Source organism: Geodermatophilus normandii (assembly GCF_003182485.1).
Taxonomy (GTDB): Bacteria; Actinomycetota; Actinomycetes; order Mycobacteriales; family Geodermatophilaceae; genus Geodermatophilus; species Geodermatophilus normandii.
In genome coordinates this window covers 1242772-1256853 of the sequence record NZ_QGTX01000001.1, presented here as the reverse complement: position 1 = coordinate 1256853, position 14082 = coordinate 1242772, and the positions used below count along the sequence as shown (strand labels likewise).

The 14082-nt window shown below is 76.5% G+C and carries 10 protein-coding genes and 1 pseudogene; 10 read left to right on the top strand and 1 reads right to left on the bottom strand.

Going from position 1 to position 14082, the window contains the following annotated elements:
- Window positions 1–106: 106 nt before the first annotated feature.
- The 5 genes from efeU (at window position 107) to JD79_RS06220 (ending at window position 7126) form a co-directional block, all read left to right on the top strand.
- Entirely contained in the window at window positions 107–1018 is a 912-nt protein-coding gene (gene efeU / locus JD79_RS06240; protein ID WP_110004819.1) for an iron uptake transporter permease EfeU, read from the top strand.
- Entirely contained in the window at window positions 1005–2156 is a 1152-nt protein-coding gene (efeO, locus tag JD79_RS06235) for an iron uptake system protein EfeO (protein ID WP_110004818.1), read from the top strand. Before efeU ends, efeO begins: the two co-directional genes overlap by 14 nt.
- A gap of 96 nt (window positions 2157–2252) precedes the next feature.
- Window positions 2253–3569, top strand: coding sequence for an iron uptake transporter deferrochelatase/peroxidase subunit (gene efeB, locus JD79_RS06230; RefSeq protein WP_110004817.1), 1317 nt, complete (start codon window positions 2253–2255; stop codon window positions 3567–3569).
- A 196-nt stretch (window positions 3570–3765) separates the two neighbouring features.
- Window positions 3766–5556 carry a serine/threonine protein kinase gene (locus tag JD79_RS06225; protein ID WP_245899805.1) on the top strand — a complete coding sequence of 597 codons (1791 nt, stop codon included), beginning with the start codon at window positions 3766–3768 and terminating at the stop codon, window positions 5554–5556.
- 19 nt (window positions 5557–5575) lie between these two features.
- The gene (locus JD79_RS06220; RefSeq protein ID WP_110004815.1) at window positions 5576–7126 is read left to right on the top strand and encodes a serine/threonine protein kinase; all 1551 of its coding nucleotides are present in this window, start codon (window positions 5576–5578) and stop codon (window positions 7124–7126) included.
- Window positions 7127–7147: 21 nt separating this feature from the next.
- Here JD79_RS06220 and JD79_RS06215 read toward each other — a convergent pair whose 3' ends face one another.
- Window positions 7148–7489 (bottom strand): hypothetical protein, encoded by a 342-nt coding sequence (locus JD79_RS06215; RefSeq protein ID WP_110004814.1) that lies wholly within the window; start codon window positions 7487–7489, stop codon window positions 7148–7150.
- Window positions 7490–8024: 535 nt separating this feature from the next.
- Here JD79_RS06215 and JD79_RS06205 point away from each other — a divergent pair.
- From JD79_RS06205 to JD79_RS06185, 5 genes and pseudogenes are all read left to right on the top strand, one after another.
- Complete coding sequence (locus JD79_RS06205) at window positions 8025–9308, top strand: competence/damage-inducible protein A (protein WP_110004812.1); 1284 nt, start codon at window positions 8025–8027, stop codon at window positions 9306–9308.
- Complete coding sequence (locus JD79_RS06200; protein ID WP_110004811.1) at window positions 9305–9706, top strand: SRPBCC family protein; 402 nt, start codon at window positions 9305–9307, stop codon at window positions 9704–9706. Before JD79_RS06205 ends, JD79_RS06200 begins: the two co-directional genes overlap by 4 nt.
- Before the next feature lie 23 nt (window positions 9707–9729).
- Window positions 9730–10003 (top strand): annotated as a pseudogene (locus JD79_RS23530) (HNH endonuclease); the annotation flags it as partial.
- Between the two features lie 94 nt (window positions 10004–10097).
- Entirely contained in the window at window positions 10098–11726 is a 1629-nt protein-coding gene (locus JD79_RS06190; protein ID WP_110007479.1) for an acyl-CoA dehydrogenase family protein, read from the top strand.
- Between the two features lie 122 nt (window positions 11727–11848).
- Window positions 11849–13951: a putative bifunctional diguanylate cyclase/phosphodiesterase gene (locus tag JD79_RS06185; RefSeq protein ID WP_245899803.1), complete on the top strand. Its 2103-nt coding sequence runs from the start codon at window positions 11849–11851 to the stop codon at window positions 13949–13951.
- Window positions 13952–14082 lie beyond the last annotated feature (131 nt).

Below are 14082 nucleotides of genomic sequence, written 5' to 3'. Positions count from 1 at the left end.
GAGCTGCCTCGGCGGGGGACTGGCCGGGCCCGCCGCGGCGAGTAAGGTGTGCCTGCCCTCAGTCCCGGACGCGGGGGTCCCCCCGCCGCCGACAGATGGGTCAGCCATGGGCCAGGCCTTCCTCGCCAGCTACGTCATCGGCCTCCGTGAGGGTCTCGAGGCCACCCTGGTGGTCAGCATCCTCGTGGCCTACCTGGTCAGGTCCGGCCGGCGCCGCCAGCTGCTGCCCCTGTGGGCCGGCGTGGCCGCCGCCGTCGCGATCTCGGTGCTGTTCGGCGCGCTGCTCACCTACACCGAGACCACGCTGCTGGCCGACTACCGCTCGCGCGAGCTGTTCGAGGCGATCACCTCGGTGCTCGCCGTCGGGCTGGTCACCTGGATGGTCTTCTGGATGCGGCGCACCGCGCGCCGGCTCAAGGGCGAGCTGACCGGGAAGCTGGAGGCCGCGATCGGCGTCGGCACGCTCGCCGTCGCCGGGATCGCCTTCCTCTCCGTGGTCCGCGAGGGCCTGGAGACCACGCTGCTCTTCTACGCCGCCGCCCAGGGCGCCACCACGACGGCGACGCCGCTGGTCGCGATCACCGCCGGCGTCCTCACCGCCGTCGTCATCGGCACCGGCCTGTACGCCGGCGCCATCCGGATCGACCTGTCGCGGTTCTTCACCGTCAGCGGCGTCCTGCTGGTCCTCGTGGCGGCCGGGATCCTCAAGTACGGGGTCCACGACTTCCAGGAGGCCGGTGTCCTGCCCGGTCTCGACGTCCTGGCCTTCGACGTCTCCGGTGTCCTGGACCCCACCAGCTGGTACGGCGCGACGATCGCCGGGATCTTCAACGTCACCGCGGCGCCCACGGTGCTCGAGACGGTCGCCCACGTCGCCTACCTGCTGCCGGTCCTCGCCGCCTTCCTCTGGCCGGCCCGGACGCCCGCGTCCGCCCCGGCCGCTCCCCAGCCCCCCGGCGCCACCCCGGCCCGGACCCCCTCCCAGCAGCCGGAGACCACCGAGCATGTCCGTGCGTGACCGCCGCCTCCCCCTCCTCACCGCGGGCCTCCTGGCCGCGCTGACCACCGCCGCCTGCGGCGGCGCGGACGCCGGGTCCGGCGGCGCCTCGGGCGGCGAGGCCGCCGACACGGTGACCGTCGCGGCGTCCGACGACTCCTGCGACGTCGCCAGCAGCGAGCTGCCCGCCGGCACGCACGAGTTCCAGGTGACCAACTCCGGCAGCCAGGTCACCGAGTTCTACGTCTACGCCGACGGCGACCGGGTGATGGGCGAGGTCGAGAACATCGCCCCCGGTCTGACCCGGGAGCTGCTGGTCGAGCTGCCGGCCGGCACCTACCAGACCGCCTGCAAGCCCGGCATGGTCGGCGACGGCATCCGCAGCGACCTCACGATCACCGGCGAGGCGACCTCGCTGTCGGAGGACGAGACCCTCGCGCAGGCGAGCACCGACTACCAGCGCTACGTGCAGAGCCAGACCGGCGCGCTGCTCGAGCAGACCACCGCCTTCGTCGACGCCGTGGAGGCCGGGGACGTCGAGGGCGCCAAGGCGCTGTTCCCGGTGGCCCGCACCTACTGGGAGCGCATCGAGCCGGTGGCGGAGGTGTTCGGCGACCTCGACCCGCGCATCGACGGCCGCGAGGGGGACCAGGCCGAGGGCGAGGACTTCACCGGCTTCCACCGCATCGAGCAGGCGCTGTGGGTCGGCGGCACCACCGAGGGCATGGCCCCGTACGCCGACCAGCTGCTGGCGGACGTCCGGGAGATCGTCGACCTCGCCAACGGGACGACCCTGGAGCCGCTGCAGCTGGCCAACGGCGCCAAGGCCCTCCTCGACGAGATCGCCACCGGCAAGATCACCGGCGAGGAGGACCGCTACTCGCACACCGACCTGTGGGACTTCGCCGCCAACCTCGAGGGCTCCGAGGCCGCCGTCCAGGCGCTGCGCCCCTACCTCGAGGAGGCCGACCCCGACCTGGTGGCCGAGATCGACGAGCGGTTCGCCGCCACCGAGGCCGAGCTCGAGCAGTACCGCACCGACGGCGGCTGGACGCTGCACGACCAGCTCACCGAGGACCAGCTGCGCGGCCTGTCGGACAGCATCACCGCGCTGTCGGAGTCGGTCGGCCAGGTCGCGGCGGTCGTCGCGGACCAGTGACCCGCGCGACACCGGCGCCGGGGACGCGCCGGTGTCCGCGGGGCGTTGGGACGGACGAGTTCGTCCCCACCTCGAGAGAGCCACGACGAGGGAGCCATGACGGGATCGACCGCTGAGCAGCCGGCCACCCAGCAGCAACCGGCCGGGCTGTCGCGTCGCCGCCTGCTCGGTGCCTTCGGCGCCGGCACCGCCGGCGTGCTCGCCGCGGGCGCGGCCGGCGGTGCCATCGGCCGGGCCACCGCGGACGAGGCGCCGGCGGCCGGGGCGTCCCCCACCGACGCGGTGCCCTTCCACGGCGAGCACCAGGCCGGGATCGTCACGCCCGCCCAGGACCGGCTGCACTTCGTCGCCCTCGACGTCACCACCGACAGCCGTGACGACCTCGTCCAGCTGCTCCAGGACTGGACCGAGGCCGCCCGGCGGATGACCGCCGGCCGCGACGCCGGCCCGGTCGGCGCGGTCGACGGGTCGCAGTACGCGCCGCCCGACGACACCGGCGAGGCGATCGGCCTGCCGGCGTCGGGGCTGACGCTCACCGTCGGGTTCGGGCCCACGCTGTTCACCACCGCCGACGGCGCCGACCGCTTCGGCCTGGCCGCCCGCCGGCCCGCGCCGCTGGTCGACCTGCCCGCGTTCCCGGGCGACCAGATCGACCCCGCGATCAGCGGCGGCGACCTGTGCATCCAGGCCTGCGCCAACGACCCCCAGGTCGCCGTCCACGCCGTCCGCAACCTGGTGCGCATCGGCGCCGGCGTGGTGAGCGTGCGCTGGTCGCAGCTGGGATTCGGCCGGACGTCGTCGACCAGCACCGCCCAGGCCACACCGCGCAACCTCTTCGGGTTCAAGGACGGCACCGACAACCTCAAGGCCGAGAACGGCAGCGCGCTCGACCGCTTCGTCTGGGTCGGCGACGACGAGGGTGGCAGGGCGGAGTGGCTGCGCGGCGGCTCCTACCTCGTCACGCGGCGGATCCGGATGCTCGTCGAGCCGTGGGACAGCTCCTCGCTCGACGAGCAGCAGCGCACCATCGGCCGCACCAAGGGCAGCGGTGCCCCGCTCGGGCAGCGGGGGGAGTTCGACCCGGTGGACTTCACCAAGCAGGTCGACGGCGAGTTCGCCGTCCCGGAGACCAGCCACGTGTTCCTGGCCCACCCGACCAACTCCGGGACGGCGATCCTGCGGCGCGGCTACAGCTTCGTCGACGGCTCCGACGGGCTCGGCCGGCTCGACGCCGGGCTGTTCTTCATCGCCTTCCAGCGGGACCCGGAGACCGGGTTCGTCCAGGTGCAGCGCAACCTGCGCCTGGACGCGATGAACGAGTACGTCCGCCACACCTCCTCGGCCGTCTTCGCGTGCCCGCCGGGCGTGCGCGACGACGGCGACTGGTGGGGCCGCGCCCTGTTCGACGGCTGACACCCCGGCGCGTTGCCGGGGTGTCGTCGGCGCGTCGCCGTGTCGATGCGCAGCCGTGACGCACGAGGCTCCCCGGACGGGTGGTGCTGCTGGGAGTATGTGTGGTCTCGGACGACCCGGGCACCTCTGCGGATGGGGGCGGTCGTCCGAGACGGACGGCGCCGACAGCAGGGTCGGCAGTGATGGGAGCGGTCCCGTGGTGGAACCAGGTCGCCGGATGCTCGGTGACCGCTACGAGCTCCTCCAGCTCATCGCCTCGGGCGGCATGGGGCAGGTCTGGCGCGGCACCGACGAGCTGCTGCACCGACCCGTCGCCGTCAAGGTGCTGCGCAGCGAGTACACGGGCGACCCGACCTTCCTCGCCCGCTTCCGCGCCGAGGCCCAGCACGCCGCCGCGCTGAACCACCCCAACATCGCCGCGGTCTACGACTACGGCGAGACCACGGCACGGGACACGGCCGGGGACACCGGCGAGACGCTGGCCTACCTCGTCATGGAGCTGGTCGAGGGCGAGCCGCTGTCGGCGCTGCTGCGCCGCGAGGGGCACCTGGACACCGCCACCACGCTGTCGGTGCTCGAGCAGACCGCCGCCGCGCTGGCCGAGGCACACCGCGCCGGGCTCGTGCACCGCGACGTCAAGCCCGGCAACATCCTGGTCCGCGCCGACGGCAGCGTGAAGATCACCGACTTCGGCATCGCCTGGTCGGCCGGCAGCGTCCCGCTCACCCAGACCGGCCAGGTCATCGGCACCCCGCAGTACCTCTCGCCGGAGCAGGCCGAGGGGCACCTCGCCACCCCCGCCAGCGACGTCTACGCCCTCGGCCTCGTCGGCTACGAGTGCCTCAGCGGCCACCCGGCCTTCGAGGGCGACAACGCGGTCACCATCGCGCTCAAGCAGCTGCGGTCGGAGCCCGAGCCGCTGCCGGACACCCTGCCCGGCGACGTCCGCACGCTCATCCGCCGCGCGCTGTCGAAGGACCCGGCGGCCCGCATGGCCGACGGCGCCGCCTTCGTCGCGGCGATCGCGGACGCCCGCGCGGGGCGGCTGCCGGCCCTCGAGCCGTCGCCCGTGCCGGCTGCGGTGCCGGCTGCGGTGCCGTCCGCGACGCCCGCTGTGGGCGTCCCCGCCGTCCTCGACGCCGGGCCGCCCACCCAGGCGGCGGACCCGGTCCTGCCCGGCCCCCGGTCGCCGCGGCGCAGCAGCCCGCCGCCGCCTCCCCGGCGCCGGGTCGCGGCCGTGCTGGTCCCGCTGCTGGCGCTGCTCCTCGGCGCCGGGCTGGCCGCCGTCGTCTTCTCCGCGCTCACCGACCCCGGCACCCGGCCCGTCGCCGCCGCCCAGACCCGCGACGACGACGGCGGCGTGGTGCTCGACGCCGGCGACTACGTGGGCCGCCCGATCGACGACGTCGCCACCCAGCTGTCCGCCCTCGGCCTCGGGGTGGAGCGGCGCGAGCAGGTGACCGGCTCGGCCGTCCCGGGCCGCGTGCTCGGCGTGTCGCCCGAGGGCGTGCAACTCGAGCCGGGCGACGACGTCGTCGTCACCTTCGCCGTGGCGCCGTCCGGCGGCCGCGGCACCGGCTCGTCCTCCTCCGGAGGGGACGCCGACGGCGAGGTCTCGGCCGTGACCGGGGACAGCGCGCCCGGGCGGGTGGTCGAGCCGGTCGCGCCCGCCCCGGACCCGGCCCCGGGGAGCACCGCGACGACCACCGAGGCCGCGGCGCCGACGTCGTCCACGGCGGCGGGCAGTTCCGCGGCCGACCCGGGCACGGGGGCCAGCACGGGGCCGGGAGCCACGACGGGACCGGGCACCGGCACCAGCGGCACGGCCACCAGCGGCTCCGCCACGGCGACGACGACCAGGACGACGACGCCCAGGACGACGTCGCCGGATCCCACGGGCACGACGACGTCGTCCCCGACCGAGCCCACGACGCCCACGACGGCGAGCAGCAGCTCCCCGGTTGCGGGAGGATCGACCGCCGGCTGACCCGGTCCGAGGAGGTGTGATGGGCACCAGCCCCGTGCGACGCGTCGTCGGCGGCCGCTACGAGCTGCTCGGCCTGCTCGCCACCGGCGGGATGGGCCAGGTCTGGCGGGGACGCGACGCGCTGCTGGACCGGCCCGTCGCGGTCAAGCTGCTGCGCAGCGAGTACACCGAGGACGAGACCGTCCGCAGCCGCTTCCGCACCGAGGCGCGGCTGGCCGGCCGGCTCCTGCACCGCAACATCGCCGCGCTCCACGACTACGGCGAGGCGGTGACCGACGACGGCGAGGTGGTCGCCCACCTGGTCATGGAGCTCGTCGACGGCGAGCCGCTGTCGGCGCTGCTGGCCCGCGAGGGGCGCCTGCCGCCGGACCGGGTGCTCGACCTCGTGGGGCAGACCGCCGCGGCGCTGGCCGCCGCCCACGACGCGGGCGTGGTGCACCGCGACGTCAAGCCGGGTAACGTCCTGGTCGGGGACGACGGCATCGTGCGGATCACCGACTTCGGCATCGCCTGGTCGGCCGGCAGCGCGCCGCTGACCCGCACCGGCCAGGTCGTCGGCACCGCCCACTACCTCGCGCCCGAGCAGGCGGCGGGCGGCAAGGCGGGCCCGGCCAGCGACGTCTACGCGCTCGGGATGGTCGCCTACGAGTGCCTGGCCGGGCGGCGGGCCTTCGACGGCGAGCACCCGGTGCAGATCGCGCTGCGGCAGATCCGCGACGAGCCCGACCCGCTGCCGGACGACCTGCCGGGACCGGTGCGGGAGCTGGTCTCCCGGATGCTGGTCAAGGACCCCGCCGGCCGGCTCGCCGACGGCGCGGCGGTGTGCGAGGCGGTGGCCACCGTCCGTGCCGGCCGGGCCCTGCCGCCCGCCCCGACGCCGGTCACCGCGCCGCTGCCCGCGGCGGTCGCGGCCGTTCCACCCCCGCGCCCGCCGCGCCGGGCGGGGCGCGCGCTCGCCGGCGTGGCCACCCTCGCGGTCGGTGCCGCCCTCGGCGTGGGTGTGCTGCAGGTGGCCGGGCCCGGTCAGACACCGGTGACGACCGCGGAGGCCGGCCCGACCTCCGCCGACGGCGGCGTCGACGTCCGCCGCTCGAGCCTCGTCGGCCGGTCCGCCGACGAGGTCGAGGAGCAGCTGGTCGCCGCCGGCCTGCGGGTGCGCCGCGTGGTGGTGGAGACCGCGGACGCCGCTCCGGGGATCGTCACCGCCGCGACCCCCGTCGGGCGGCTGGACCCGGGGGAGACGGTCACGCTGACGGTGGCCGCGGCCGTTCCCGCGCCGTCGTCGACACCGAGCACGAGCCCGTCCCCGGAACCGGACCCGCGGCCCTACTGGCCGCCCGCGTGGCCCTCGGCGCCGGCCGGCCAGGCCACGGAGGTGGCCGACGCGCTCCCGACGACCCCCGCGCCCGCCCCGGCTCCGGCTCCGGATCCGGCTCCCGTGCCGGATCCCGCGCCGGCCACCCCGCCGGTCGACGACACCCCGGGCAACGGCAACGGCAACGGCAACGCGAACGCCAACAGCAACGCCGGGGGCAACGGGCGCGGCAACGGCTGGGGGCGCGCCGGCTGAACCGCCGGGCCCGCCCCGGCGTCAGCGACGGCGGCCGGGGACCAGCCAGACGGCGGCGGCGACCGCCGCGAGCGCCATCGTGAGCACGAACCCGCGGTCGGTGTCGGCGCGGGGGAGGACGACGAGCGCCCAGAACACCGCCAGGCCGGTGAGCCCGCCCAGCGCGATCCGCTCGGCGCCGGCCGGCCGCAGCCGCAGCGCCGGCACCAGCCGCACCGCGGCGGCCGTCCCGCCGAGGAGCGCGCACAGCGTGGCGAACGCCGACCACGCCGGCACGTCACCCCACAGCGCCGAGCCCCCCGAACGCAACGACAGGCCGAGCTCGAGGAGCGCGAGCCCCAGCGCGGCCAGGCCCGCGGCCACGAGCGCGACGCGGTCGCGCGGCGCTCGCGGGCCCGGGCGCCGCCGGTGCCTCCGGCCGGGCGGCGGGAGCGGCCGGCGGGGGGACGGGCGGGGCACCGAGGAGGGAGTCCAGGGGGCCGGTGGGCTGGGGGCCGCCGGAGGAGGGCGTCGCGTGCTGCCCGTGCCCGTGCGCCGGGTCCGCCGCCGTCGCCGGCTGGGGCGTGGTCACCGGGTACGCCGGCGCGGGCATGGCCGACGGCGGGAGGGTGGCCGGGGCGGTCGAGGGGACGGCGGTGTGCCCCTCGGTGTGCACGGCGGTGGCGCCCGTGGCGGTGGCACCCTCCCCGGTCACGGGGATCTCCTGGGTGCGCGGGGCGGCCGGCGGGGGCGAGGTGGTCACGGGTGCTCTCTCCTCCAGGGACGGCGGGCAGCCGGTCCGCGAGGGAGGACCGGTCCTTCCCCGCACGCTATCCGCGGCGCCCGGCCGGGTCGGGGAGGTGCGGCGGCGGGTCCGGTCGGCCTGCCCCGGACCCGCGCCGGACCTACTGTCGGCCGGGTGGGTACGCGCGCGGGCATCGTCGTCACCGGCACCGAGGTCCTGACCGGCCGGGTCGCCGACCGCAACGGGCCCTGGCTGGCCGAGGAGCTGCGGCGGGCCGGCGTCGACGTCGGCACCGTCCTCGTCGTGGGCGACCGGCCCGAGGACGTGAGGGGTGCGCTGAGGTACCTCGCCGGCAGCGGCGTGGAGCTCGTGGTCACCTCCGGCGGGCTGGGCCCCACCGCGGACGACCTCACCGCGGCGGTCGTGGGTGAGGTCCAGGGACGACCGCTCGACGTCGACCCGGAGCTCGAGCAGCGCGTCGCCGTCGTCGTGGAGCGGCTGATGTCCCGGCGCGGCTGGCGGGCGGACCCGGAGGCGACGGCGGCCGGGGTGCGCAAGCAGGCGATGGTCCCCGCGGGCGCCACGGTGCTCGAGCCGGTGGGGACCGCGCCGGGCCTCGTCGTCCCGCCGGCCGACGGGCGCACCGGGCCGGTCGTCGTCGTCCTGCCCGGGCCGCCGTCGGAGCTGCAGGGCATGTGGCCGGCCGCGCTGGCCGCCGGGCCGGTGCGGGAGGTGCTGTCCGGGGCCGGTGAGCTGCGGGAGGAGACCATCCGGCTCTGGGGCACGCTCGAGGCCCAGCTGGCCGCCACGCTGCGGGGGCTCGAGGACGGGCTCGGCGGCCTGGAGATCACCACCTGCCTGCGCGAGGGCGAGCTCGAGATCGTCACCCGGTTCGCCCCCGACGCCCAGCCCGCCTACGACCGGCTGGCCACGGCGCTGGCCGAGGAGTACGCGGCGACGCTGTTCTCGACCGGGCCGACGCTCGACGACCTGGTGGCCGGCGCGCTGTCCGACCAGGGCCTCACGATCGCCACGGCCGAGTCGTGCACCGGCGGGCTGCTGGTGGCGCGGCTGATCGAGCGGGCGGGGTCGTCGGCGTGGGTGCTCGGCGGGATCACCTCCTACGCCGACTCGGCGAAGGAGCACCTGGTCGGGGTGCCGGGGGAGATGCTGGCCGAGTTCGGCGCGGTGAGCCCGCAGGTGGCGCTGGCGCTGGCCGAGGGGGCGCGCGAGCGGTTCGGTGCCGACGTCGGCGTCGGGATCACCGGCATCGCCGGCCCCGGCGGCGGGACGCCGGACAAGCCGGTGGGCACCGTGCACCTGTGCGCGGTCGGCCCGTCCGGGCAACAGACGCGCTCGGTCCGGCTGCACGGCTCCCGGACGGCGGTGCGCGAGCGCTCCGTCGTCCTGGCGCTGCACATGCTGCGCCAGCTGCTGCTCGGCGGCCCGCCCGCATGAGCGCGGTGACGTTGCACGCCACCGGGCCGGTGGCGCCCGCGGAGGCGTGGGAGCGCTACGCGGAGCCGGCGCGGTGGCCCACGTGGGCGCCGCAGATCACCGGTGTCCAGGTGCCCGTGCCGCGGCTGGCCGCCGGGGTCGAAGGCCGCGTGCGGGGCCCGCTCGGGGTGACACTGCCGTTCGTCGTCGAGTCGGTGGACGAGGCGGCCCGGCAGTGGGCCTGGACGGTCACCGCAGGACCGGTGCGGCTGCACCTCGTGCACTGGGTGGCCGACGGTCCCGGTGGCGGCAGCACGACCGGCCTGCGCATCGACGGGCCACTCCCCGTGGTCGCGGCGTACGCGCCGCTCGCCCAGCTCGCGATCGGCCGCCTCGTGCGTCCGCTCGACCGCAGCTGACCCCGTCCTGACCTGCGGAACGCGGACGGTGGATGGGCTGGGCCGACGCCGACCACGTCATCCCGCACGCCCACGGCGGCGCCACCGACTGCGCCGACCTGTGCTGCCTGTGCCACAGCCACCACCGGCTCAATGCCTTCGCGCGGATGGCGGTTCTCGATGAGCGCCGACGGGGTGCTCACCCTGACCACACCCTCGGGCATCACCCGCACGACACGGCCCCCGGGCATGCGACCACCACCGCCGGCACCCGACCCACCACCGGACGAGCCGGACGACGACCCGCCCCCCTTCTGACCGTCCCCGCCCCGGCGTTCCACGTGGAACGGACGTGCGGCCGCGAGCCGGAGGGTGGGACCGCGGCGACACGGCGGGTCGTACGGTGCGCGGCGTGAGTGCGACGCACGAGGTCACCAACCAGGTCCCGCCGCTGGTCGGGCACGACCCGATCGCCGGGGACGCGGCGCTGGCCGAGGCCTGCGTCCGGCACGCCGACGAGGCGACGCTCGCCTCGCTGGCCGACCTCGGCGCCGTGGCCGGCAGCGAGCAGGCGCGCGAGTGGGGCCGCCTGGCCGACGAGAACCGCCCGGTGCTCCGCACGCACGACCGCTACGGCCACCGGATCGACGAGGTGGAGTTCCACCCCGCCTGGCACGAGCTCATGGCCACCGCGTTCGAGCACGGTCTCGCCGGGGCGCCCTGGGCCGCGGCCGACGCCGGCTACCGGCACGCCCACGTGCGCCGCGCCGTCGGCTACCTGGGCTGGACGCAGGTCGAGGCCGGCCACGGCTGCCCGGTGACCATGACCTACGCCGCCGTCCCGGCGCTGCGGGCCGCGCCCGCCCTCGCCGCCCGCTACGAGCTCGGCCTCACCGCCACCGGCTACCGCCCCGGCCTCACCGATCCCGCCGCCAAGCCCGGCCTGGTCGCGGGCATGGGCATGACCGAGAAGCAGGGTGGCTCCGACGTCCGGTCCAACACCACCCGCGCCGTCGCCAACCCCGACGGCAGCCACGCGCTCACCGGGCACAAGTGGTTCACCAGCGCCCCGATGAGCGACCTGTTCCTCGTCCTCGCCCAGCTCGACGAGGGCGTGTCCTGCTTCGTGGTCCCGCGGGTGCTCCCCGACGGCAGCCGCAACGTCTTCCGCCTGCAGCGCCTCAAGGACAAGCTCGGCGACCGCGCCAACGCCTCCAGCGAGGTCGAGTTCGACGGCACCACCGGCTGGCTGGTGGGCGAGCCCGGCCGGGGCGTGCCGACGATCATCGAGATGGTCAACACGACGCGGCTGGACTGCGTCATCGGCTCGGCGGCCACGGTCCGCGCGGCGCTCACCCAGGCGATCCACCACGCCCGCCACCGCTCGGCCTTCGGCGCGCTGCTGGCCGACCAGCCGCTCATGCAGAACGTGCTGGCCGACCTCGCCGTCGAGAGCGAGGCCGCCACCGCGCTCGCCGTCCGGCTCGCGGCCGCGCTCGACGCGGGCGAGTCGGCGTTCCTCCGGCTGGCCGGCGCCGCCGCGAAGTTCCTCGTCTGCAAGCGCACCCCGGCCGTCGTCGGCGAGGCGCTGGAGGTCCTGGGCGGCAACGGCTACGTCGAGGAGTCCGGCATGCCCCGGCTCTACCGGCAGGCCCCGCTCAACTCGATCTGGGAGGGCTCGGGCAACGTCATCGCGCTCGACGTCCTCCGGGCACTGGGCCGCAGCAGCGAGTCGCTGGCCGCCGTGACGGCCGAGGTCGAGCTCGCCCGCGGCGCCGACGCCCGGTTCGACGACGCCGTGAAGCGGCTGTCCGCCGAGCTCGGCGACCGGGAGGCGCTGCCGCTGCGGGCCCGCCGCGTGGCCGCCCTGCTGGCCCAGTGCCTGCAGGGCTCCCTGCTCCTGCGCTTCGCGCCGCCCGAGGTCGCCGATGCCTTCTGCGCCACCCGCCTGGGCGGGGACTGGGGAGCGGTCCTCGGCACACTGCCCGCCGGCGTCCCCGTCCGGCGGATCGTCGAGCGATCGTCGATCGCCCCTGCCTGATACCCGACGGCTCCACTACTCTCGGGTAGCCGTCGCGCACGGACCGACTTCCCATCGTCCCGGTCCGGCACCGGAGACCCGCCCCGAGGGGTCCCGGCGTGCGGCAGGGGGAGAGATCACGCGTGCACCAATCCGACCACGCAGGCACGGCCGCACCGCCGCCGCACCTGCTGGCCAGCGTCCCGGACGCGGTCTGCCACCTGGACCGCGAGTGGCGCTTCACCTGGCTCAACGCCGCCCTCGAGTCGCTGCTGGGCCGGCCCGCGGACACGTTGCTCGGGCGGACGGTGCTCGACTGCATCCCGGACCTCCGCGACACCGAGTTCGAGGCAGAGCTGCGTGGCGCGCTCGCGGACGGCCGCCCGCGCGTCTTCGAGTACCTGCACCGGCCGCGGGACCGCTGGTTCGAGGTCCGCGCCTCCGCGGACAGCACCGGCCTGGTCGTGTTCATCCGCGACGTCGACTCCCGGCACCGCGCGCAGGCCGCCCAGGCGCACGCCCTCCGGCAGACCACCGCCGTCCTGGACGCCCTCCCCTCACCGACCGTGCTGATCGACCGCGCCGGCCGGATCCGCACCGTCAACCGCAGCTGGCTGGCGCTGGCCGACGTCGTGCGCGCGGGGGGCTGGGAGGTCGCCGAGGTGGGCGACGACTACCTCGCGCGGGTCTCCCAGGGGGTGTCCCGCGACGACGTCGCCCGCATCGCGGGGGGACTCGCCGAGCTCCGCGCGGTGCCGTCCGTGGGACCGACGCACACCTTCGCCTGCGACTACTCCATCGCGCTCCCCGACGGCCCCGCCTGGTGGCGGCTGCAGGCGGCCCGCGCGGAGGAGGACGGCCGGCTCGTCGTCACCCACACCGACATCACCGAGCGGGTCCGCGACCAGCAGCGCCTGACCTGGCAGGCCACGCACGACGACCTGACCGGACTGCCCAACCGGGCCCGGCTGCTCGAGCTGATCGGCGAGGCCCTGGCCGACGACGCCGGCCGCACCGCCCTGCTCTTCCTCGACATCGACGGCTTCAAGACCATCAACGACTCGCTGGGCTCCGAGGTCGGCGACGAGCTGCTCCGCCAGGTGGGCGCCCGCCTGGCCGGCCAGATCCGCCCCGGCGACGCCGTCGGCCGGCTCGGCGGCGACCAGTTCGTCGTCCTGGCGCACTCCTGCGACACCCCCGAGGCGGCGTCGCTGGCCTTCCGCCTGCAGCGGTCCTTCGCCCGCCCGTTCGTCGCGGCGGGGGTGTCGGTCCCGGTGTCGGCGAGCATCGGGGTCGCCGTCGCCCAGCCCGGCCTGCGCCACGCCCACCAGCTCCTGAGCGACGCCGACGCCGCCAGCTACGCGGCGAAGGCCGCCGGCCGCGACCGCGTGCACCTGTTCTCCCCGGGTCTGCGCGACGCCGCCCGGTGGCGCATGGACGTCGCCACCCGGCTGCGCGACGGCGCCCTCGACCAGTTCGTCGTCCACTACCAGCCGGTCGTGCGGCTCGACACCGGCGAGGTCGAGGGCGTGGAGGCGCTGCTGCGCTGGCAGCACCCCGAGCGCGGCCTGCTCGCGCCCGACGCCTTCCTCTCCGTGGCCGAGGAGACCGGCCAGCTCATCCCGATCACCCGGTGGCTGCTGCGCGAGACCACCCGGCAGGCCGCCGAGTGGGCGCGGCAGGGTCTCCGGCTGCGCATGGCGGTCAACATCAGCGCCCGCCACTTCTCCACCGAGACCCTGGTGCGCGACGTCCGGACGGCGCTGCACGAGTCCGGCCTGGCCCCCGAGCAGCTCATGCTCGAGCTCACCGAGACCTGCGTGGCCGAGGACCCGACCCGCGCCGAGGACCAGCTCGCCATCCTGCGCGGGTTCGGCGTGCGGGTGGCCATCGACGACTTCGGCACGGGGTGGTCCTCGCTGGCCCAGCTGATGGCGTTGCCGATCGGGACGCTCAAGATCGACCGCTCGCTCATCACCGCGGCCGAGCGGCTGGCCGCCGGGGGCACCGGCGCGGTGCTCGGGGCGATCGTCGAACTCGCGCACACCCTGGGCATCCGGTCGGTCGCCGAGGGCGTGGAGACCGCCGAGCACCTGCGGATGGTCCGCGAGGCCGGCTGCGACTCGGCGCAGGGCTACCTGCTGGCCCACCCGATGGCCGCCGGGGACGTCGAGCGCTGGGCGCACCGCGTCGAGGCCGGTGGCGGCGACTCCTGCGCCATGGCGCTCGCCGGCCAGCTGCGCTGAGGACGAGGAGCGCACTGCTGACCGGGGTGCCCCCGAGCGGGCGACGGCGCGCCGTCCGCCGGGCCACCGCGCCGGCCGGGCCACCGCCGCCCGCACCGCCCGCCGCACCCCTGCCCGCCACACGCCTGCCC